The organism is Psychrobacter sp. van23A (genome assembly GCF_030845275.1).
In the GTDB taxonomy this organism is placed as follows: domain Bacteria; phylum Pseudomonadota; class Gammaproteobacteria; order Pseudomonadales; family Moraxellaceae; genus Psychrobacter; species Psychrobacter faecalis.
This window is the reverse complement of record NZ_CP132595.1, coordinates 1,418,245-1,441,663: the sequence shown is the minus strand read 5'-3', so window position 1 is coordinate 1,441,663 and position 23,419 is coordinate 1,418,245. Positions and strand designations below refer to the sequence as shown.

The 23,419-nt window shown below is 43.4% G+C and carries 20 protein-coding genes; 8 read left to right on the top strand and 12 right to left on the bottom strand.

Annotated features, from left to right (window positions below; genetic code table 11):
• Positions 1–341 precede the first annotated feature (341 nt).
• Both purD and RAH45_RS06185 read left to right on the top strand, forming a co-directional pair.
• Positions 342–1,676 carry a phosphoribosylamine--glycine ligase gene (purD, locus tag RAH45_RS06190; protein ID WP_198327863.1) on the top strand — a complete coding sequence of 445 codons (1,335 nt, stop codon included), beginning with the start codon at positions 342–344 and terminating at the stop codon, positions 1,674–1,676.
• A 395-nt stretch (positions 1,677–2,071) separates the two neighbouring features.
• The gene (locus tag RAH45_RS06185; RefSeq protein ID WP_198327806.1) at positions 2,072–3,481 is read left to right on the top strand and encodes an ABC1 kinase family protein; all 1,410 of its coding nucleotides are present in this window, start codon (positions 2,072–2,074) and stop codon (positions 3,479–3,481) included.
• A 184-nt stretch (positions 3,482–3,665) separates the two neighbouring features.
• On the opposite strand, the gene RAH45_RS06180 is transcribed toward RAH45_RS06185, so the two are convergent.
• A complete protein-coding gene (locus RAH45_RS06180) occupies positions 3,666–4,328 on the bottom strand; it encodes a class I SAM-dependent methyltransferase (protein WP_305935275.1) in 663 nt (220 codons plus the stop codon).
• A 234-nt stretch (positions 4,329–4,562) separates the two neighbouring features.
• Between RAH45_RS06180 and RAH45_RS06175 the strand changes: the two genes are divergently transcribed.
• Both RAH45_RS06175 and RAH45_RS06170 read left to right on the top strand, forming a co-directional pair.
• A complete protein-coding gene (locus RAH45_RS06175; protein WP_305935276.1) occupies positions 4,563–4,775 on the top strand; it encodes a DNA gyrase inhibitor YacG in 213 nt (70 codons plus the stop codon).
• Between the two features lie 64 nt (positions 4,776–4,839).
• Positions 4,840–6,021: an aspartate aminotransferase family protein gene (locus RAH45_RS06170; protein ID WP_306495835.1), complete on the top strand. Its 1,182-nt coding sequence runs from the start codon at positions 4,840–4,842 to the stop codon at positions 6,019–6,021.
• Positions 6,022–6,104: 83 nt separating this feature from the next.
• On the opposite strand, the gene RAH45_RS06165 is transcribed toward RAH45_RS06170, so the two are convergent.
• The 8 genes from RAH45_RS06165 to RAH45_RS06130 form a co-directional block, all read right to left on the bottom strand.
• Entirely contained in the window at positions 6,105–6,650 is a 546-nt protein-coding gene (locus RAH45_RS06165) for an IS30 family transposase (protein ID WP_306495918.1), read from the bottom strand.
• Entirely contained in the window at positions 6,620–7,066 is a 447-nt protein-coding gene (locus tag RAH45_RS06160; RefSeq protein WP_306495833.1) for a helix-turn-helix domain-containing protein, read from the bottom strand. Before RAH45_RS06160 ends, RAH45_RS06165 begins: the two co-directional genes overlap by 31 nt.
• 145 nt (positions 7,067–7,211) lie before the next feature.
• Positions 7,212–8,111, bottom strand: coding sequence for a LysR family transcriptional regulator (locus RAH45_RS06155; protein ID WP_305935279.1), 900 nt, complete (start codon positions 8,109–8,111; stop codon positions 7,212–7,214).
• Positions 8,112–8,363: 252 nt separating this feature from the next.
• Positions 8,364–10,511: a DNA polymerase III subunit gamma/tau gene (gene dnaX, locus RAH45_RS06150; protein WP_306495832.1), complete on the bottom strand. Its 2,148-nt coding sequence runs from the start codon at positions 10,509–10,511 to the stop codon at positions 8,364–8,366.
• Positions 10,512–10,627: 116 nt separating this feature from the next.
• On the bottom strand, positions 10,628–12,028 hold the full coding sequence (locus tag RAH45_RS06145; protein ID WP_306495831.1) for a hypothetical protein: 1,401 nt from the start codon (positions 12,026–12,028) through the stop codon (positions 10,628–10,630).
• A 99-nt stretch (positions 12,029–12,127) separates the two neighbouring features.
• Entirely contained in the window at positions 12,128–13,666 is a 1,539-nt protein-coding gene (gene lysS, locus RAH45_RS06140; protein WP_193032012.1) for a lysine--tRNA ligase, read from the bottom strand.
• Between the two features lie 150 nt (positions 13,667–13,816).
• The gene (prfA, locus tag RAH45_RS06135) at positions 13,817–14,908 is read right to left on the bottom strand and encodes a peptide chain release factor 1 (protein WP_068405319.1); all 1,092 of its coding nucleotides are present in this window, start codon (positions 14,906–14,908) and stop codon (positions 13,817–13,819) included.
• A gap of 242 nt (positions 14,909–15,150) precedes the next feature.
• Positions 15,151–16,296, bottom strand: a complete 1,146-nt coding sequence (locus tag RAH45_RS06130; RefSeq protein WP_201542760.1) for a beta-ketoacyl-ACP synthase III — start codon at positions 16,294–16,296, stop codon at positions 15,151–15,153.
• Between the two features lie 290 nt (positions 16,297–16,586).
• Between RAH45_RS06130 and pnuC the strand changes: the two genes are divergently transcribed.
• The 4 genes from pnuC (at position 16,587) to RAH45_RS06110 (ending at position 19,392) form a co-directional block, all read left to right on the top strand.
• On the top strand, positions 16,587–17,348 hold the full coding sequence (gene pnuC / locus RAH45_RS06125) for a nicotinamide riboside transporter PnuC (protein ID WP_305935282.1): 762 nt from the start codon (positions 16,587–16,589) through the stop codon (positions 17,346–17,348).
• A complete protein-coding gene (locus tag RAH45_RS06120; RefSeq protein ID WP_306495829.1) occupies positions 17,299–17,886 on the top strand; it encodes an ATP/GTP-binding protein in 588 nt (195 codons plus the stop codon). Before pnuC ends, RAH45_RS06120 begins: the two co-directional genes overlap by 50 nt.
• Positions 17,887–17,963: 77 nt before the next feature.
• A complete protein-coding gene (locus RAH45_RS06115; RefSeq protein ID WP_306495827.1) occupies positions 17,964–18,884 on the top strand; it encodes a DMT family transporter in 921 nt (306 codons plus the stop codon).
• A 136-nt stretch (positions 18,885–19,020) separates the two neighbouring features.
• Positions 19,021–19,392, top strand: a complete 372-nt coding sequence (locus RAH45_RS06110; RefSeq protein ID WP_068405303.1) for an MliC family protein — start codon at positions 19,021–19,023, stop codon at positions 19,390–19,392.
• A 172-nt stretch (positions 19,393–19,564) separates the two neighbouring features.
• Here the strand turns inward: RAH45_RS06110 and RAH45_RS06105 are convergent, their stop codons facing one another.
• The 3 genes from RAH45_RS06105 to RAH45_RS06095 form a co-directional block, all read right to left on the bottom strand.
• Positions 19,565–20,713 carry a catalase family protein gene (locus tag RAH45_RS06105; protein WP_191689900.1) on the bottom strand — a complete coding sequence of 383 codons (1,149 nt, stop codon included), beginning with the start codon at positions 20,711–20,713 and terminating at the stop codon, positions 19,565–19,567.
• Between the two features lie 59 nt (positions 20,714–20,772).
• The gene (locus RAH45_RS06100; RefSeq protein WP_191689902.1) at positions 20,773–22,347 is read right to left on the bottom strand and encodes a Dyp-type peroxidase; all 1,575 of its coding nucleotides are present in this window, start codon (positions 22,345–22,347) and stop codon (positions 20,773–20,775) included.
• 129 nt (positions 22,348–22,476) lie between these two features.
• Positions 22,477–23,124 carry a hypothetical protein gene (locus RAH45_RS06095; RefSeq protein WP_225211551.1) on the bottom strand — a complete coding sequence of 216 codons (648 nt, stop codon included), beginning with the start codon at positions 23,122–23,124 and terminating at the stop codon, positions 22,477–22,479.
• Between the last annotated feature and the right edge of the window lie 295 nt (positions 23,125–23,419).

The window sequence follows — 23,419 nt, the reverse complement described above, 5'->3', positions numbered from 1 at the left end:
TTTTGCAATAACCAATCATTGGTATCTACTAGTGCCAACCTATCAAAGTGTAACGCACTGCGGCGTCTAGCAAAAGCGTACAACATCATTTCATGAATCAGCAATATGTCGATAACCTTTGATAATGAGACAGTTAATGAGAGAGTCTTTAATAATTAAGACAATAACATCCTAACCTCATCTAAAACTTGCTGACAGGTGGATACTCATGACAATCATGGCGTTTTTTTGTTAGAATACCGCAGTATATTGCAGCAGATTTTGCTGGCTCGCTATTAACTCCCAAAAAACTAACTCACAAACAACTCACAATGAATTTTGATGCTAAGGGCAGACGTATGATGAATATTTTGGTGATTGGCTCAGGTGGTCGCGAACACGCACTCGCATGGCAGTGTGCAAAAGACGACAAGGTACAAAACATCTACGTCGCTCCCGGTAATGCTGGCACCGCCCTTGAGCCCAAATGCCAAAACGTCACCTTAGAAGATACAGCCGATGCTGACGAACACAGTGCGGTCATCGAATTTTGCCAAAATAACGCCATTGATATGGTGATTGTCGGTCCAGAAGCGCCGTTGGTAACCGGTATCGTTGATGCTTGTCGTGCAGCCGGCATCAAAGCATGGGGGCCAACCGCTTATTGTGCGCAGCTTGAAGGCTCAAAAACCTTTGCCAAAGAATTTATGGAACAAAACAATGTTCCAACCGCAGCCTATCAAGGCTTTACGGACGCTACTGCTGCCAAAGCCTATATCGATGAGCAAGGCGCACCGATTGTGATCAAAGCCGACGGTTTGGCTGCGGGTAAAGGCGTTATCGTCGCCGAAACCATCGAGCAGGCGCACGAAGCAATTGACGATATGCTTGCGGATAATAAATTTGGCGATGCTGGTAGCCGTGTGGTTATCGAGCAATTCTTGCAAGGGGAAGAAGCCAGCTTTATTTGCATGGTAGATGGTGACAACATCTTACCGATGGCAACCAGCCAAGACCATAAACGTGCGTTTGAAGGCGATACGGGACCAAATACTGGCGGCATGGGTGCTTACTCCCCTGCGCCAGTGGTCACCCAAGACGTTCACGATAAGGTAATGGCGCAAATTATCCAACCTGTTGTTGATGCCATGAAAGCTGCCGGCCATCCTTATACCGGATTTTTATACGCTGGACTAATGATTGATGAGGCGGGCGACCCGTATGTGATTGAGTTTAACTGCCGTTTTGGCGACCCAGAAACGCAGCCGATTTTGATGCGTTTACAATCATCGATGGTTGACTTGGTAGCCCAAGGCTTAAATGGTAAATTACCAAGCGCCGCCAATTGGGATGAGCGCCCTGCTCTCGGTATTGTCGTTGCTTCAAAAGGCTATCCTGAAACCTCATCCAAAGGTGATGTGATTACTGGTATGCCAGAGTTGGATAATGATAATCAAAAGTCAGTCAAAGTTTTTCATGCTGGCACGGCTTTCTCTAATAACGATACGTTTAGTGATGATAATGATGAGAAAGAAGTGGTGACCAATGGCGGGCGCGTATTGTGCGTGACGGCATTGGCTGATAGCATTTCTGGTGCACAGCAAGCCGCATTGACCGTGACAGGCGCGATTAGCTTTGATGGCGCTCATTATCGCCGTGATATCGGTCACCAGGCGATTGCTCGCGAAAATGTTTAATATGGTTAGGCCAATTTAAAACTTATATCGTTTTTCTTATATTGTTTTTATGGCAATCCGATCTAGTGTAATGCTAGGTCGGATTTTTCGTTTGCTCATTTTTTATGAGCGTATTTTAAAAAATTATCTTTGGCGGCTTAGTGTTAGAATAAGGCTATTTATTGTGGCGCTTGATTTTGAGCGCTTTAATGCTCGGTCGTAGCATGTAACATAGCAATTCATAGATTTACTTTTAATAAGCATACGTTAATTTACAAAGTAACGGTTCATGCTAAGCATGGGCATCTCAATCTACCGCCCGTTATATGATACAATTTTGTACCAGTACGTCGCATCTCCTTGTATTGTCGGTTTACGCCCGCACATCAATAGCAACCGGATGAATGATTATATTTATGGCAAATGATACCTCTAGACCCTCTAATAATAAACCGTCTAATAACAAGCAATCCATCGACAACCTGAAGACCTCAGGGTTTGAGCGTCGGATGTCTATTGCGAAAACCTCCTTAAATATCGGTCGTCGTTGGGCAGGTAATAGTGTGTCTGGTATGTTTTTGAATAAAGAAGCACGTACGGCGCGCAATCAAATTTTTATGGAAGAACAGGCGCACTATCTAGCAGAAGAGCTAGGTAAATTAAAAGGGTCGGTGGTAAAAATTGGTCAAATGCTAGCAATTTATGGCGAACATATATTACCGCCTGAAATCACGCGCGCCCTGCAAACACTCAATGACGATACCGCCACCTTAGCATGGCCAAAAATCGAGGTCACATTACGCCAATTATTGGGCGCGAAGTTAAATGAGCTAAAAGTTGATCCCGTTCCTATTGGTACCGCTTCCCTCGCCCAAGTTCATCGCGCAACGGTATTGGCAACGGGCGAGCAAGTGGTGTTAAAAATCCAATATCCCGGTGTGGCCGATGCCATCAATTCTGACTTGGCTTTATTTAAGCGTTTATTAAAAGTCAGTAATATCGTACCGCAAACACGCGCCCTCGATGCGTGGTTTGAAGAGATACGCGACCTCCTCCATCATGAAGTTGACTACGAAGCGGAAGCAGCGACCACGGAGCGTTTTTATGAGCGCTTACTGGGCGACCCACGTTATATCGTACCCAAAATCAATCGTACTTACTCAACCAAACGCTTGTTATGCATGTCTTATGAGCCAGGCATTACGGTGGTCTCGGAAGCGCTACAGTTATTGTCACATGAGCGCCGCAACGCTATCGGTCAAGCCGCTATCGAAATCATGATGCAAGAGATTTTTGTATGGGGCGAGATGCAAACGGATCCCAATTTTGGTAATTACCTCGTTCGTGTCGCTGCTGATGAAAACGAAATCGATAAGCTGGTATTGCTAGATTTTGGTGCCATTCGCCAATTCGACGATAACTTACTAACCATTGCTCACGGGCTATTACGAGCTGGCTATCATCATGACCATCAAGCAATGAAACGCGCCATGACCGGTTATGATTTTTTTGATAGCATGAGTGATAAAGTACGCTCCGATATCGCTTCATTATTTTTATTAGCGACAGAACCCTTTAGTGACCCTACTTTAAACCCTGATATTCCCAAAAATTGCTTAGATGAACAGCAGCGTTATATCTGGGCGAACAGTAAGTTGCATACTCGCCTCTCAAATAACGCCACGCAAGCGATGCAGTCTTTTGAGTTTAACCTGCCGCCTAAAGAGTTTATGTTTATCAGTAGAAAATTTATCGGTGCCTATACCTTTTTGACGGTATTAGATGCTTATACCGATTCTAATAAATTGGTGAAGCCTTTTTTGTGATATAGGAAGGTTGATATTTTTTGGACCGCCTTTTTGTGGCGGTCTTTTTATGGTTTATTTTTATTTTCTTAGGCTATTTTATGTAATTATCTTCTTGATAATACATTTTTGTTTCATACTCTTTGTCCTTAATTCTTTATTCGGTAATTTTTAGTATAATACATTTTTTTACTTAGGCTATTTTTTATGCCTTATTACTTGCTTGCCAATTGTCGAATCTGGTTTGATAACCGTCAGGCTTACGCATGTTTAGCTGCCAACAAGTTTCACCGCGCGCTAGATACTTGACTTCAAAGTGTGTACGCTGACTATCACTAGCGACTTTATGACGCGTATTCGGTAAGCACCAGACTTCATTGGCTTGCTGCTCTGCATTATCCATATACGCTTCTATATTAGTCGCCAGCACTACTTCTCCATCTACTTGCAAACGAGAAAGCAAAAACTCAAAAAAAGGCATGTTTAACCACTGTTGGTTAGGGTTATGTTGCTCAGGATTGGGATATAAGATAAAAATACGCTCGATACTGTTTGGCGCGACAGCATGAACAATCCAAGCGATGGCATCCGCATGAATCGCGCTGAGATTGCTTGATTTCTGCTGCCCGACCAATTTAGCAAAAGCATCGAACTTATTACGTGTACGCTCGATGGCTATTAGATGCTTATGAGGATGCTGCAGTGCAAAGCTAAGCGCATGCTTGCCCTTCCCTGCGCCAATCTCCAATACCAAAGGCAGCTGTCTATTCATCAATACTTCTGGAGTCATAAAATCGCGCGGTGCTGAAAGTTTTTGGGGTTGAAAGGCACGCTGCTGCTGATGCGAAAGCTCAAGATTGTCAGTCATCTACTATCCTTAAGGGATTTGTCATTTGTCATTATCCGACCGCATGCTATTATATAGTCAATCCAGCCTAATAGTAATACAACGTCCATGCTTATCGAACGACAATTATTAATGCCGCAGGGCGATTGCTTATAAAGCCAAAAAACTCACATTATTCATACTTGCTATTGATTAGAAGCGCTGTCTTAAATGACAGCATTTATTGATAGCCCATAGGATATACCTACTTTTATTATGACTGAATCTACTTCTAGCAACAGCGTCCACAATACCAACCTCTTACCCAAAACCTATCCTTGTCCAGAATGCGGCAATCAAACTGCGTGGCAAGACAATAAATATAAGCCGTTTTGCAGTCATCACTGCAAGCTTATTGACTTAGGCGCATGGGCAAGTGAAGAATATACCTTACCTGCCGAATCGACGCCGTTTTCTGATGAACTCTAATTATCTATTCACTCCCATTAAACTTTTTATCCTCTAACTCTTTATTATGCCAAGGATGTTTTACATGTCTGCTACTTACCTGATGCCCACTTATAATCGTCAACCAATCAGCTTCACCCGCGGCTCAGGAAGCTGGCTTTATACCAAAGATGAGACACCCTACTTAGATGCCTTAACGGGTATCGCAGTATGCGGCTTGGGGCATTGTCATCCACAAGTAACTGAGGCTATTCAGCAGCAAGCGGCAACCTTGGTGCATACCAGTAATTTATTTGGCATTGACTGGCAAGAGCGCGCTGGCGAAGCTCTATGTAATGCCGCGCAAATGGACAGCGTATTTTTTGCTAATAGTGGTGCTGAAGCCAATGAAGCGGCATTAAAATTGGCACGACTCTATGCGCACCAGCAAGGTTTTAAACGCCCAAAAGTCATCGTGATGGAACAGTCTTTTCATGGTCGTACCTTGCTGTCGTTATCAGCAACTGCCAATCCTAAAGCCCGTGAAGGTTTTTATACCTTGGATGAAGACTTTATTCGTGTGCCCTTTGGTGATATCGCCGCGATTGAGCAAGCGGCTCAAGACAATAATGATATCTGTGCAGTATTTGTCGAGCCTATCCAAGGCGAAGGTGGTTTGAATACCGCAGCCAATGGCTTTACGTATCTTGAGCAACTACAAGCCGTATGCGATAGTCATGATTGGTTATTTATGCTTGATGAAGTGCAAACTGGCAACGGCCGTACGGGCAAATACTTTGCGTATCAGCATAGCAACGCGCGCCCTGATGTCTTGACGACCGCCAAAGGTTTAGGCAATGGTTTTCCGGTCGGTGCTTGCATGGTGCGCGGGCGTGCCAATGGCTTGTTTGGCGCTGGTAGTCACGGCTCAACTTATGGTGGCACGCCGCTAGCCAGTCGTGTGGTACATAGCGTGTATGAAGTGCTTGCCGATGGCGGTATCATGGACAATGCCGTCACTGAAGGACAGTTCATCCGTGAAGGCGTGGTTAACGCGCTTGGACAATATGGCGTCAGCGCCCGCGGAGCTGGGATGATGATTGGTATCGCCCTTCCTCAGCAGATAGACTGTAGCAAATTAGTTGACCGTGCCCGTGATGAGCAAAAATTAATCATTAATGTCACAGGCGGTCATGTGATTCGTCTATTGCCACCGCTTAATATGAGCCGTGATGAAAGCTCACAAGTGGTTGAGCGTTTGGTTAATTTATTAAAACCTTCGTTTTAAACGGTTAATTTAATCAAAGTTTAAAACCAAAAAAAGCCTATAGATACATTATCTATAGGCCTTTTGCTTTTTAACACTTAGATTCAACATTGAAGTGCAACGCACCCGAAGCTAGATTTTACCTCAAGCGGTGTTCTAAACCCTAGCACCTTTCTTGGTCGATTATTTAAACTGTCTTCAATCGACTGAACTAAGTGCCTGCATAGGTTATCTAGACGCATCGACTTAGGTAGAAACTGACGAATTAAACCATTGGTATTCTCATTCGTTCCGCGCTCCCAAGAATGATAAGGCTGAGCGAAGTAAATATCAGCCTTTAACGCGGTTGCCATCGCTTCATGGTCAGCAAACTCTTTACCGTTGTCAAAGGTGATGCTTAACGCCTGCTCACCTTTTAACATGTCAATACAAGCTTGTGTGACAGCTTTTGCCTTACGATTGGGTAGCGCTTTGATCTTAGTCTCTCGAGTCGTTCTATCTACTAAAGTAACCAGAACACCTTGATGTCCATGACCAACCACCGTATCCCCTTCATAATCGCCCATACGACTGCGTGTCTCAATGATGCTAGGACGCTCAGTGATATCACAGCGGTTCGCTATTTTCCCGCGCCTATCATTGCCTTGCAGATACCGTCTCTTATAACGCTTTTGACATCTGAGGGTGGTGTGTAGAGCACCCCTGCCTTTTTGTCAGTATAGATGTGTTGGTATATCGATTCATGGCTTGGGACATCTTCCCAACCCAGCATCCTCAGTCGCCCTGTTATCTGTTCAGGGGAGTAGTGCTTGCTGAGTAGATGCTCAATATAGCACCAGCCAAAGCGACTAATCTGTGTGCTATTCTTAACTTTGCGCGCTTTTGCCAAACGATGGGCTTGTTTGGGGCGATAACCCCTTTGTCCCAGGTTTCGCCTTATCTCTCGACTCACCGTTGATTTATGACAGCCGATAATTCTAGCTATTTCACTCATGCCTTTTTTAGCTTGCAATAGTGCTGATATTTGATATCTTTGCTCTTGGGTAAGATGTGTATAGTGTTTCATAACGTTCTGATATGTAGGAGTTGAAGTTTGAAATGCAACACGGCACATCTTACTCTTCAACTCATTCTTTTAAAACGTTGCACTTCTTATTTGAATCTAGGACACTTTAAAACCATTTTAAATCAGATATTACTAAATGCTTGACTTAATTGGCATGGAAGTACTTTTTTAATACTTCTAAGCAGCGGGTAATTTTTGCTGGTTGCTGATCACGGTTTAAGGTGACGGCATATAGCACAAAACTTGGCAGCTGATAACCGGTCAACACTTCGACCAAATTGCCATTTTCAAGCTCTCTTTTGACGTCCATCTCCATGATACGAATCATGCCGTGACCTTCCTTTGCTAAAGTCATCGCCATAAAGACGTTGTTGGTGTGGATACGCGAATTCATTTTGATGCGTGTTTTCTTGCCTGTTTCGGTCTGAGTAAGCTCGACATGACTTGCGTCTTTCATAATATCGATGCAAATCAGCTGATGGTCTGCCAAATCTTTTGGCGTTTCAATCTTTTTATGCTGACGTAAATACTGCGGTGAGGCAACCAACAGTTGACGCACATCAGATAATGGGTAATTGCTCAAGGTTGAGTCGTTGATATTAGGGCTCATACGTACCGCAATATCGATACGCTCATCAATCATATCGATATAATGATTGTCGGCAAAATAAGTAATGCTAAGGTCATCGTGCGCCGACATCCAAGTCGATAGAGCGGGCAAAATATGATGAACGCCAAGCTCAGGCGTGGTTGCAATGCGTAAGCTACCCGCAAGCTCATCACGTAATTGATTGACTTTAATACGCCCTTGTTCAGCGGCACTGACCACATCTTTTGCCGCTTCATAAAAGCTGGCGCCCGCTTCTGTTAAGCTGAGCTTACGAGTTGAGCGATGCAGGAGTACTACCCCAAGCTCGTTTTCTAAAGCGCGTATCTGTTGGCTGACCGCACTGGTCGTAATACCCAATTCGCGAGCTGAACCACTAAAAGAGCCGTGTCCGACCACACTGGCAAACACAGCCATACCACGTAAATTATCTAACATATTTCCACCTAAGCTGCTTTTTAGTTTTTAATATAACTTAACCATTATAGCGGATTATAATAAATCTTACAGTTTTTTACTATAACTCTGTTAGTCATCTAAAGCTATTTAGTCATTAATAAAACGAAAAATATCAAGGCGATAAATTAATGTCGCCTTGATATTTAGAGAATTATAATAAAATATATAAAGGTTTACTGATTAAAGATTGCCAATCATAAAATTGAACATTGTTTAATATAACTGAACGCTTTAATACAACTGAACCTTACCCATTTTTCCTTCGCCGCGCTCCGTCAGATATTGCATGACGGGTGTATTAAGTAATCTGGACTCTGCCACTGTACGCGCTTCAATAAGGCGTTTTTGTTGACGACGTTCAGGCGTCTTATCATCGGCTTGCATAATACTGCCATCTATCTGCAAGCTAATGTCTGCTTGCGTAAACTGTTCTTGTAATTTTGCCGCCAGCTGCTGAAAAGTAGCTTGCAGATGATTACTATCTACCGCCGTGACAAAGACCGCTTTAGCGTTACAGTGACCGGTCATCATCCCTTGGCGCGCTAATGCCAATTCATCGGGTGCCAAACTACCAGCTTCGCGGGCGCATTGTAACCAGTAGTCCCATTTTTCTGGCGTCCACTCGCCCGTTAATTCTTGCGGCGCACAGCGTAACAAAGTACGCGGATCATCAACTTGCGCAGTTAATTGGGAATCATTTGCGCTAGGCTCAACAACAGGTTCAGGCTCAACAACAGGTTCAGGCTCAACAACAGGTTCAGGCTCAACAACAGGTTCAGGCTCAATAACAGGCTCAGGCTCAATAACAGTTTCAGGCTCAACAACAGGCTCAGGCTTAATATTGCTGCTTAATAAATCCAATCCTTCATCATTACCGTAGCTATTATATTGGTCAAATTCAGCATCATCATAACTTGTATTGTATGGCTCGACCTCATTTTGACTTGAGGTCTGATAATCAGCATCGTAGTCTGGTAATGGCGGGATGGATTCCACTGCTGGCTCTAACTGTGGTTCTGGCTGCGATTCTGATAGCGCTTCTACTACTGCTAAGGTTTGCTCTGATAAAGACGCTGATACTGAATGCTCATTAGTATTTAAAAGTGCATTGGTGTTTGCTGCATCAGCAGTACTGGCACTTATTGATACTGTATTGAGTTCTGCCTTAGCATTATCGGCCGTGTTAGTTTCTATCGAGCCTCTAGAAACAGTTGATACAGAGCTAGATGCTCTAGGGACAGAAGATATAGTAGTATCCGGTACGTTTGCTAAAATCTCATCGACGGGTAAAGGTCGAAACGCCAATAGACGTAAAATACACATCTCAAGCGCCTGCATCGGTGTGCTAGCCAGCTTTACGCCTTCACGCGCTTGGACGACGATTTCGTAATATAGCTGTAAAACGTCAGGACTCATGTGCTGCGCAAGCTGATTAATCTGCTGCGCTTGTGCTTCGTTTACGTTAAGCGCAACCTCAGGCAGCAGTTGCGTCAATGCCAATTGATGTAACAGCTCAGCCAAGCCATCAAACATGCTAGTGGCATCGACCATTTGCGCGCGCATTTGCTCGATATGTGTGGCGACTGCTGATTTATCATGATTATAAATATCTGTAATTAAACGCACCAAGTCAGCGGCATCAATTAAGCCAAGCATGGCATTAACTGTTACATCATCGAGCGCGCCTTGTCCAAATGCAATCGCTTGATCGGTCAGCGATAACGCATCACGCACCGAGCCTTTAGCAGCACTGGCCAATTGCCAAAGCGCAGGCTGAGTATAATCCACCTGCTCTTGATTTAAGATATTGGCTAGATGCTCACTAAGCAGACTTTGCGATAAAGGACGCAACACAAACTGCAAACAGCGCGAGATAATCGTGATGGGCAGCTTTTGTGGGTCGGTGGTGGCTAGTAAGAATTTTACATGCTCAGGTGGTTCTTCCAAGGTTTTGAGCAGCGCATTAAAGCTGTGTGTCGACAGCATATGCACCTCATCAATCAGGTACACCTTGTAGCGACCTTGGCTTGGCGCATACGGCACATTATCAAGTAGCTCGCGGGTGTCTTCAACTTTGGTACGCGAGGCCGCATCAATCTCGATTAAATCAATAAACCGTCCTTGATCAATCGCCACGCAGTTATCACAGACACCACATGGCGTGCTAGTGATACCCGTCTCACAGTTTAAACATTTAGACAAAATACGCGCAATAGTGGTCTTACCGACACCGCGCGTACCCGTAAATAAGTAAGCATGGTGCAGACGATTATAATCAATCGCATTAATCAGTGCTTGTGAGACGTGCGATTGCCCAATCAACTCGTGAAAGTTTTTTGGACGATATTTGCGCGCTAAAACTTGATATTGCTGCGTCATAATAAATGCCAATGTGAGTAATGATATAAATAAAGCTTCAAATCAGCGATTTAGCTTAAAACTAACTACCAAAGTAGATATTGAAACCAAACGTCGAAACTGGGTTCTAGCATAGCTTATGATTGCGCCCGTAACTCAGCCAATTGCTCATACAAACGCTGGGTATTGGCATCGATGAGCGAGCCTTGCTGATGAAAGGCGTCAAGATGCACCTCGGTATTTACGCTGTCTTCACAGGGTCTGACATCGACACCGATTAAAAACAGATCTTGCATGACCGGCTGCTGCATTTGCGCGTTGAGCTCAAATAATAAGTCTTGATGACCGGCACGCACTTTGTCCGCACTTAACGAGCTGCTGTCATCTTGCGCATAAAAAACCAGCAGATAATGACGCCCAAAGACATTATAAGAGTGCTCATGGCGCACGTAGCCATTCCAGCGTGAATCTTGGTCAATCGTTCTATGCGCCAATATTTTTTCTACCAAACAAGCATAGGTGTACATGGACTCATCGACCAAAATATCAACCTGCTTTTTTGGCAGCGGCGTACCGGCGTCATAACACGCTCTGACCAAGCTATTAAACAGCTTGTACCACATGCGCGTGTTCTTTTGAATCTCTGCCATCAGTGCTTGAGCAAACTCCGCCTGCTCAGGCTCTGCCGCTTTTAGCAGTCGTGGTTCAATCTCTGCTATCAAATTATGGCTGACCAGTTGTTTTTGAACCTCAATCGCCCTTTGGTGAAAATCTGGCGACTGTAAAAACTGAGCAAGTAAGGTTGATTCGTCTTGAAACGCGTCAAATCCCGCAAGCTTACGGCGATGAAAATCTAAAAATGCCGTTAAATCACTGGGCGTCACCAATTGCTTGAGTATCTCAGTGAAGTTTTGATAACTGAATACTTGCAAGACGCTTTCTTCATCGTCCAAATCAAGCACACAGTCTTCTGCAAAAAACTGACTGCCATATTCATAGCCAACCGCATATGAGGCGGTTTCTACAGGTTTGCTCTGTTGGCTATTATGATAACTATTCTGATAGCTGTTTCGATAAACGTTTTGAGCATTGTTCTTTTTAGCATTTCTCTCAGTAATCTCTGGATGCTGCACCGAAAGTGCGGTCAAACCAATAAAATAAATCGCTTTGTCTGCCGTTTGGTCAGATGCCAACTTACTTTTAGATTGGTTTTTAGAATCATTTTGATAGGCAAGCGCCTGTTCATTCTTCAGATACAATTGAGCGTGTTGCTTAATCAGTTGATTGACAACCTCTTTTCTCCACGTACGCACCTGAGTGCTATCGATATCCTGTCTATCAGTCTGTATCGTCACATCATTGACGATAAGGTAGACCACAGCATTAGAAAACTCAAAGACAAAAACATAACCCTGAAGATATTCAGGATTAGTGATTTTGTCTGGAGTTAAATCGTACAAAGATAAAAAGTTTTGCTGAATCATCTGCTGCCAAATCGACGCTGGTACTTGCTGAGTGTCCATAACATCCCTATCCATAAGGTCTCATAAAACACTTGAAACCATTCCGTTAAAAGTACAAAAAGCCTTCTTATGTTCAGTTTAGTCCCAGCGTCGATTTATGGCAAGTAAAGCAATCTAGCTTTCGAACTTGCGGCGCATATGCGGGAATAAAATCACATCGCGAATACTGGCCGAGTCGGTAAATAGCATCACCAAGCGATCGATACCGATGCCCTCGCCTGCTGTTGGCGGTAAACCATAAGACAAGGCTTCGATATATTCTTCATCAAAATGCATGGCTTCATCATCGCCTGCATCTTTTTCAGCGACTTGACCATGGAAGCGCTCCGCTTGATCGGCAGGGTCATTGAGCTCACTAAAGCCATTGGCCAACTCACGACCACCGATAAATAACTCAAAGCGATCGGTGATTTCAGGATTGTCATCGTTACGGCGTGCCAGCGGTGAGGTTTCAGCTGGGTATTCTGTGATAAAAGTCGGCTGACGTAACTGATGCTCAGCAGTTTCTTCAAAGATAATGGTCTGCAATTTACCCACGCCAAAGACGTCTTTGACTTGTTGTTTAAGCGTCGTTGAAGCATATTCTGCAAGATAATCACGGTCGTTGATACGCGATATATCGAAGTTTTCGGCATATTTAGCGATGGCATCAGACATCGACAAGCGGATAAATGGGGCTTTTAGGCTAATCGCCTCGCCTTGATAAGTCAGCTCCGTGGTGCCCAAAATATCCATTGCCAGCTCATTGAACAAGCGCTCGGTCAAATCCATCAAGTCATGATAATCGGCATACGCCTGATAAAACTCAATCATGGTAAATTCAGGATTATGACGGGTTGAGACGCCTTCATTACGGAAACTGCGGTTAATCTCGAATACTTTTTCAAAACCACCAACCACCAGACGTTTTAGATACAGCTCAGGGGCGATACGCAAGTATAGCGGCATGTCTAAAGCGTTGTGATGGGTCACAAATGGACGCGCAACCGCGCCGCCTGGAATAGGATGCATCATCGGCGTTTCAACTTCCATAAAACGCTCATTTAGCATAAATTTGCGAATACCGCTGATGACTTGACTGCGAATCACAAAGGTATCGCGCGTGGTCTCATTGGTCATCAAATCAAGATGACGATTGCGATAGCGTGCTTCGACATCGGCCAAGCCATGGAACTTATTTGGCATCGGACGTAGGGCTTTGGTCAATAGAGTCAGCGCTTCGATATGGACATATAAGTCGCCTTTGCCAGAACGACCGATATAACCAGATACCCCAACGATATCACCCAAATCTAGCGATTTGATCGTCGCTAGTGTCTCTGGGTCTAGCTGTTTGCGTGCTACATATAACTGAATACGACCGGTCATATCTTGAATCACGATAAACGCGCCGCGATTGAGCATCACGCGACCGGCTACATTTACTTGAGTTTTTTCACCATTGGCAATTTTATCTTCGATTTCTTGCTTTGAGATACCGTCAAAAGCGGTTTGTAAATCCTGAGCATAGTCCGTGCGCTTAAAGGTATTCGGATAAGGCTGCTTACCTGACGCCTTGATGTCATCCAGCTTGGTTTGCAGTTGAGCAATTAGCTCGTTCGCGTCTTCTGGGGCTTGCTCTTGATTCGGATTTTGATTGTTGTGCTTTGACATAATACTCTCAAAATTATTAGATAATTAAAGGAATAAACGAAGTAAAATTAAAATAAGACGTTCAAATAAAACTTATTTTTAATACAAAAAAATAGCAAAATCTTTCTGGGTTTAGGCTTATATCTGAGTGAACTTAGACAGTTTGTGCTTTTAATCACCGCCGCCGATACTGGCCATCAAGTCTGCTTGGTGTTCACGCAGCAGCGCATCAAGGATTTCATCCAAGTCACCTTCCATAATCGAATCAAGTTTGTATAACGTCAAATTGATTCGATGGTCGGTCATACGGCCTTGCGGGAAATTATAGGTACGGATACGCTCTGAGCGATCGCCGCTACCGACCAAATCGCGACGTATTGAGTCCGCCACATCGACTTGTGCTTGTACTTTTGCTTGCTGAATTTTGGACACCAGCATTTTCATCGCATGGGCACGGTTTTTATGCTGACTGCGTTCTTGTTGACACTCTACCACGGTACCCGTTGGAATGTGGGTCAAACGTACCGCCGAGTCGGTGGTGTTAACGTGCTGACCACCGGCGCCGCTTGAGCGAAAGGTATCCATTTTAATATCGGCAGGATTGATATCGACGCTATCATCAATCTCAACCTCTGGCATAACGGCAACCGTACAGGCTGAGGTATGAACACGACCTTGGCTCTCGGTTTCAGGCACACGCTGGACGCGGTGCGCGCCCGACTCAAACTTTAAACGACCATACACGCTATTGCCCGACACACGAGTAATGATTTCTTTATAACCACCATGCTCGCCCTCATTGGCTGATAAAATCTCTACCGTCCAGCCTTGATTTTGCGCATACTTCTGGTACATACGGAACAAATCACCCGAGAAAATCGCTGCTTCATCACCGCCTGTCCCCGCTCGAATTTCCAAGAAAGCAGGCACTTTATCATTGGGGTCTTTTGGTAACATCATGACATTAAGCGCTTCTTCCATCTCAGCAATGGTCTTACGCGCACTGTCAATCTCATCCTGCATCATCTCTTTCATTTCAGGGTCTGATGATTCCGCAAGCATCGCCTCTGCATCCGCTTGATCCGTCTCTGCCCGCACATAGTTCTGCCATAACGTCGTGATCTCCATCAAGTCGCTATGCTCAACGGACAATTCACGGAATTTATTATTATCGCTGATGACACTTGGGTCGGATAATAAGGCGGTGACCTCTTCATAACGGTCTACCATCTGGTCTAAACGCAGGCGTAAGGATTCTTTCATAAAAGGACTTTTTTAAAATGAGTAAAATAAGAGAGTGATTATAGCAAATTTTTGCGCTTAATTTAAAACCTCTCAGCAATCTTGCCATTATATTCACAAACTGTCCGATTTATGCCTAATTACACTCAAATCTGAGCTGACTTTTTCTCTTATTCTATAGCTAAAGCAAAATACGGCACAAAAAAAATAGCTAAGAATACTCTTAGCTATTTTTATGGTTAAAACAGAGCTTCTATTAACTATTAAACCTTACGAACCAGTACCGAGCCAATCGAGTAACCGGCGCCAAATGAGCAAATCACACCCAAATCACCAGAGTTTAGCTGATCCTTGTAGCGATGAAACACAATCATAGGACTTGCGGAGCTGGTATTGGCAAACTCATCAATGACACTTGGTACAATCGCTTTATCAGCTTCTTTACCGATAACGGTACGCAAGATTAAATCCAGCATATTGGCATTGGCTTGATGCAACCACATCATCTTCACATCAGACGTTGGGATGTCGTTTTCTTGCAAGTGCTCGGTGATAACTTCTGATACCTTTGGACAGACTTCACGGAAGACCTTACGGCCGTTTTGTAAAAAAAGTTTGTCAGTGACCGGCTCTTTGATATCGGGATACATCTCAGTCTGCGCTGCTAAGAACTCAGAGCGATCCATAAAGCCATATTCGTTTTTGATATTGGTCGAAAACTGAGTAAATAACTTGGCATTTAGAATCTCGTAGCCTTTTGGCGTATCAAGCTCTTCTACGATACAAGCTGTTGCAACGTCACCAAAAATAAAGTGGCTGTCACGGTTGCGCCAGTTTAGATGCGCTGAGGTAATCTCAACGTTCACAACCGCAACGCGTTTGGCAAGACCCGAAACGATAGAACCATGTGCTTGCGATAGACCAAAAGTCGCCGCACTACAAGCAACGTTCATATCATAAGCAAAGCCACCAATCATACCAATCTCATTTTGAATCTCGATAGAGACCGCAGGATAAGTACGCTGGAAGTTTGAGCACGCAAGAATAATACCGTCTAAATCATTGGCCTCAAGACCTGCATCAGCGAGCGCATCTTTTAGTGCAGCAGCGCCCATTTCTGCCATGATAGACAGCTCTTCGCCCAAATTACGATAGGCAATGACAGGTGCCATAATTTCAGGGTCTAAGATACCGTCCTTTTCCATCACATAACGTGATTTGATGCCCGATACTTTTTCAATAAAGGCCGCTGATGAGTGCTCTAGCGCCGTCACCGTTCCTGCTTCAATCGCGTCAGCATGTTTGGCATTGTAATTATCAACATACTGGTTAAATGACTCTACTAACTCTTCATTACTAATGCTATAAGGGGGGATATATAGGCCAGTGCCCGTGATACAAGTCGTCATGATACGCTTCCTTGTCTACTACGATGGTGCTTGCAATAAGCATAAAAGTGGAGAAAAACAACAGTCGTCTAATTTTCGGTGAATAACTGTAAACTTAAAATAAGTGCCTTTATTATGCCTGAATAATATAATTTTTCTAATACTTTGTTACAAATAATCCGTTTCTTAATGAGAATAAGTAAAGATTGGCTTCATTTGTCGACAGCTGCGCTATAATTGCTGTGAATTATCATCATTTGGTTGCAACTTGTTTGTTAACTCTCGCTTTACTTTTTAATTTTGGAATAGCAATGGCGGAACTCTTAAACTGGTTATTTGGGCAGTATGCTGACTACTCGACCCTATTTATTGCCTTAGAATTGATTGCGGTCATATTTGGGGTCAGTAGCGTCTTACTTGCCAGCAAAACCAATATTTTGGTTTTTCCTATTGGATTGGTCAGCACCGCTATTTTTGTCTATCTACTTTGGAAATGGCAACTGTTCGGCGATATGTTTATCAACGCCTACTACAGTATCATGAGTATTTATGGTTGGATAAATTGGACGCAAAATAAGCACAATACAGACATCAAAAAGCATCATGACCATATAAATCCAACCAGCCAGCAGCAAGATGAACACACCTATAATGCGGACGCTCACTCTGCCATTGACGTTGAACATTTAAACAAAAAAGATCTCCCTATTCTCACTGTACTGGCGGCAGCGACCGTCGCCTTTGTCGCTTTGGTCTATTATTTTAGACCTGTTATCAATAATAACTTTAGCTTTGATGGCGCGGTATTGGGCTTGCACTTATTTACCTGGGTCGATTACACCGACATGCTGACCACCGCGCTGTTTTTAATGGCAATGTGGCTGATGGCGCGGCGTAAAATCGAACACTGGCTACTTTGGATTATTGCTGATGCGATTTCCGTGCCGCTGTATTTTTATAAAGGTCTAACTTTTACCGCGCTACAGTACGTAGTCTTCACTCTCATCGCAATCTGGGCATACTATGAATGGCAACGACGCTACCGCGTACAATCTCACGCAGCATACGCCTAAATCGGTCTTTAATGTCGCGATATTAGGGGCAGAAAGCACCGGCAAGACCACGTTATGCCGCGATTTGGCTGCGCATTTTGGCAGTCCGTGGGTACCAGAATATATGCGCACTTACCTGCAAGCAAAATGGGATAACGAGCAACTGACTTGCACGTGGGATGATTTACTACCTATCGCGCAAGGTCAAATTGACTTAGAAAATAAACTTGCCAAACAAGCCGCGCAATTGCCTGATAATAACCGTTATTTATTCTGTGATACCAGTTTATTTGAGCTGATGGTGTATGCCAACTGGTATTACGGCGACTGCCCTAAAGCGCTTACTCAAGCGGCATTAACGCACCATTACGATTTGATACTCTTGACCAAAGTGGATATCCCGTGGGTCGCCGATGATTTGCGTGATAGCCCGCATCAGCGTGAAGATATCAGCGCTTACTTTGCCAGTCAGTTAACTTTGCATAATAAAGATATTCAACGCATCGGTGGCGATAGAGTGCAACGGGTGCAGCAAGTGGCTAAATGGCTAAATGGCTAAATGGCTAAATGGCTAAAAAGAATAGAGAAATAACCCCAAATATTAAGCAAAACCTATCGTGTCTGTAGGAATTATTTTTGAAAGCTGCCCTATTTACGATAATCGCTTTAATAGCCTTTGCCGCCAATTCTTTGCTTTGTAGAATGGCATTGGCAGACGGCGCGATTGATGCCTGGAATTTTACCGTTATCCGCTTGCTTAGCGCTGCTGCGTGCCTTGGTCTTATCATGCTGTTGCAGGCGCGTTTTTTAAAACGAAACGCTCTAAAAAGTAAGCATAGCAGTTTAAAACAGACTGGCAATACTAATACTGATAAGACCGTTTTACAAGACACAGGCGATTGGTTTAGTAGTCTTTGCTTAGTCATATATGCGCTATGTTTTTCAGTGGCTTACCAAGCGCTTGATACAGGGACGGGGGCACTTATTTTATTTGCTGCCGTGCAGCTTACGATGATTGGTTGGGGCATCTATCACAAAGAACCATTAACTCGCGTACAGTGGACAGCACTTTTGATCGCATTGATAGGTTTTATGTACTTGATGCTGCCATCAGCTAGCACACCTTCCTTGTCGGCGGCGCTTATAATGGCAATAAGCGGTAGCGCTTGGGGTATCTATAGCATACGTGGTAAAAGCTGCGTTTCGCCGCTCAGAACGACGGGCTTTAATTTTATACGAAGTCTAATTGCAGTGCCGATATTGGCATTAATCGGCATGGGTTATTTAAATGATATCAGCATAACAGGTGTCATATTGTCAGTCGCATCGGGTGCTATCGCTTCTGGTATCGGTTACAGTATCTGGTATATGGCGATGCCACTCTTAAAAACGACCCAATCAGCGGTGGTGCAACTTTGCGTACCAGTACTTGCTGCTCTACTCGGTATGATATTTTTGTCAGAGAAATTGACCTTAGATTTTATTATCGCAAGCGTAGTGATATTAGGCGCAGTGTTGGTCTTCATTTTAAACAAAGGACAAGCAAGACCTTACTGACTAGACCGTGCAGTGATAAAGCCGCCAGCTGATGTTACTCGCCAAAATACGAACCACAACACGAAATTACATTTTTTATTGTATGATACGCCCTTAACGTAACAAATAAAATTCACATTAATTTTTGAGGACTATTATGAAAAAATTATTCGCTGTTGCCCCTTTTGCCGTACTACTCGCTGCTTGTGCGACCAGCGCGCCGACCACCACAACGCCACCAGCCAATACTCAACCAGTAACTCAATCATTTACTTGTGAAGACGACGGTCAAATCACTGCTGCGTATACTGCAAACGGTGAAGCTGCCAACCTAAACGTTACTTTACCAAAAGTTGGCTTAGACAACGCTAAAGTTAGCATGAAACAAGCCGTTTCAGGTTCTGGCGCTCGCTATGTCAACGATGTGAACCCACAGACCACTTACGATTGGCACACTAAAGCAGATTACGGCATCATGACCATCAAAACAGACAAAGGTCAAGAATACCAAGTTAATTGCCAACTATAATAATCATAAATAATGACTGGTACTTAATAAACAGTGACTTAAGTAACATCTGTATTTTTACTTAAACCTATTTAAAGAAAAGAGCCAGCAGTCAAACTACTGGCTCTTTTTTGTGCCTTATTTTTTTATTTAAACTTATCTTTAATAAACCAATTTAGGCATTTATAAGCAATTAAAAGAATGACTTATCAAAAGTTTCTTTTAAGCTTTTAGGTTCGCGCCGTTTGACATTGTTTAGCTTATGACGAGTTTCTGAAGCTATTTGATAGGCTTTTAGTCGCGACTGCTGCAAATTGCCAATCGGACGGTTTTCCTCTAGGCAGCGAAACGGTGTAAAGGATAAGTTTTCCATAATCTCAAAATGACCGTCATCCGGCACATCTTGACAAGGAATTGTCAGTCTCGCTACCGTCACAAATGGCGCGTCCTTCTCTTTCCATTCGGTGGTGATCTCTTCAATCGGCTGCTTTTTAAGGTTGCGGCACAGCTGAATCTGGACGTCAAACTGATAATCATGCTCGCGCATTTCATCGATAATCAGCGGGCGAATTGCTTCCTCGCGTGCATTTACATCAAGCTCACGACGGGTGATTTTTTTAGCCGCGGCTTTGGTTGGCGTGACTCTTATCTTTGCCATATAGTCACCATGACGCACTACGCCTTGCGAATGAAAATCATAAAGCAAGGTGTTTTTTGGCTCAATGGTTATAAATCCGCCCAGTGCTTTAAAGGTTTTAAAAGACTCTTTGGTCGGTAATCTTGAGCCGTAATTGGTCAACCAATTAAAAGCCAATTGCGCTTTGCCTCTTGCGCCTTTTTCAGCGTATTCTGGCAGCTCTAAAAACAGCTTAGAGATATACGCATAATCTTCGATTCGATTACAGAAAAATACCGGATGATTGATTAAATTAAAATCAAAGTTAGGACTATCTTCTTCGCCGGGAGCGAGTTTTCCACCCGCTACGTCAAAGACCTTAATCGCTAAACCTTGCGCTAAGCCAAGCTTACGATCAGTCGAAACGCGCGAGGCTCCGTTAGAAAAACGAATGACGGCATCATGAATGCCTGCTTTGGCATACAGACCTTGCGCGTATTCAGCAGGCAAATTATCTACTATCTCAAACTTGGCTTTAAGGGCGCAGTAGCCTTTGGCATGGGCATCACGCGTATGGTAATCGACGTTACTGGCTTTATCACTTCGAGCAATATAGTTTTTGATATCGTCGGTAATGGTGCGAATATTACGCTCGTCTTCTGCGCTCAGCGCAATATATTTTGCGTCATAAGGTACATATTTAGGTTTGAATAATTTCTTTAACATTTTTTTAATCCTTTTTTATCAGTAGTTATTCTTGTAAATGAAACGGTATTTTTAAGCTTTTAAGACAATTCACTCATCCATTTTAGCGCCGATAAGCTTGGGATAAATAAATACTCACCGCCGTACAAGGTATTGAAAGTTTCGATACCGTGATAGCGCTGACGAATTGGGTCAGCAGGTACGGTAAAGGTATCAGCAGCGTCGTCTTTATCGCCATGATGGACACCAAGCATCGGATCTTTCTCTTCTCCTAAGCTCATAAAATTACCATCATTAATCCATTGCGATTGTAAAAATTCAACAGTCTCCATAGCATGAGCATTGATACCAATAAAAAATAGCCCGCGCTCTTTGCCATCGTCCTCAGTCACATCGGGCGGCAACACCTCGCCAAAACCGACGCTGCGCCTAACGATACGGTGAATACGTACGTCTGATAAAATAAAGTCTTTGCTGTCTCTTGGATTCATACGCCGTACATGGGCACCAAATGGACATTTTTTGCCATAAGGATCGTCTTTATAGCCAAAGTTATTGTTGCGGTTGGGGTCATCGCCCAGTGCTTTATCATCGTGCTCAGGAGATAAGACCACAGGCGCACCTGAGCGCCAACGTCCCCACATTTTTGCGCCCAGTAACTCCGCTTCTTCGTCACTCTGCGTATTTTCTGTTAAAAATTTATTAAATGCGGCGACATGACTGTTATAGGCACGCAATACCATAAACGAGCCGTTTTTACCCAAAACTTCTGGCTGCGGCATTGGTGCTATCGTCCCCGCCTCGCCTTCATAACCTAATACAAACTCGCCTGCTGCAATCGCCTCACCGTCGAGACTTGGCGGCGTTTGAATGCCGCTGCCTTGAATCTCTGGATTACTGATACCATCACGATAGCCAAAGACGTTTTTGACATTATTGTCTGAACCAAAAGCATGCTCCATAAGAATTTCAATATCGCCATTGGCAGGATTATCTTCATTGATATACGACTGAATATTGTCTTGCAGCTCCTTCAGCTTTATTTGCCATTTCTCTTTACTATCAGCAATAATGGCCGCACCGACATGGATATCGCCTTTATCACCAAAAGGGGAAGCCCAGTTTTCGGGGGCATTGATATCGAAATCCCGCAGCTTTTCTGCGCGCTTCGCCATACCTGCTTTAAAGGATTCTGGAAAGCTATCCAATGACGACCGCGGCACGCCGAGCGCCTCTAAACCATCATAAGTCATGACAATAGATAGCGTCGCTTGCATGTCTTTATGCCACGCCTTACTGCCAGTCACGTCAGGTAAAACGGTTTTCAAAAGTTGGCGCCCAGCTTCTGCATTATTGATTTTCAGCGCAACGATTGTTCCATAATAAGGCGTTGGTCGATCGCGTAAAATAATGGATTGAATGTCTTCTAGCTGCATGGTGACGGTATTTGGATTAAAGACGCCGCGTGCTTTATTCGCTAAAGTCTCGATACCATCGCCGACTTCTTTTTTAATATCTGCTAACCACGATTCAAAATTGCTATCTACGATACGATTGCCAAAGTCATCCTTTAATTCATGCAGTTTGCTGGTTAAAGGATGATTATCTTTTGAAGTACTATCATTTTTATTATTATTTCCAGTGTTTTTACTCATTGTTAACCCTATTTTTATCATTGTCTGAGTTTACTTTGCCCTTACCTTTTATATCACCCAGCCCATTTAAAAATGGTGATATAAAAGGATGGCATAAATTAGTGATATCTTATTGTTTTATCACAAACTTTAAGACTGTGCTTCATCCAGCGCTTTATTAATGCCTTTAACGATGCGGTCTTGGCGGCGAATATCTTGAATAGTCAGATGCGGAACTCCTACATACCAACCAGCGGCAGTGATTTGATGATCTAAAATGAACTGTTTGACACTCGGGTCTTTAATGCCAGGCCAACCTTCAACGCTACCGAATAAAATATCCATCAGTTCAGGAATTTTAGTGGCAAAGTCGTCGATATAAGGGTCCCAATCGCCATCATAAGCCGTACAAAACAACACTCTGGTGTCATTGTCTAAAAACACAAAGCGTAAATCGTGCAGCGTGCCAACCCGCGTTGCCCCTGCCAAATTACCGCCAGCAATCTCTAAGACTTTTTTTAGCCGTTCTGCCCCGCCTTCTTTTAACGGTGCAATCACTGTTAGCTCTGAAACTTTTCCGGATTTAAGCCCTTTTTCACCGGCAGTGGTCGTCGAATGGTCATAACCATCATCTCCGCCCTCTTTTAAATTAGCTATCAAAAGCTCAGCGCGCAATTTAAAATCATCAATAGATTCGGTGATTTTGGCTTTTAAATCTTCAGAATTATCGATAATGCGCTTTTTGTTATTTTTAGCATCAGCGTTTTTAGCGTTATTGTTTTTAGTGTCATTATTCATAATATTCGCCCTTTTATTATGTTGTTATTATTTGAAAAGCACTTTGTAAAAAAGATACTCTATAAAAATAAGCTGTCATTTCGCTATCAACTTATTAGTTTTTACCATAACAGACATAAAGAGAAACTCGAAGCCCAGCAAGTTATTCACACAAAATAGAACAGAGAGCAAACGTCACTATTATTTAATTTCGAACAAAGTTTTAGTATTGATATTATTTTTATTTTGCTCAAAGAGCGCTTTATTCGTTTATAGAGTTAAACAAATGACCTTTATCTTGTTTGGATAAAAAAAT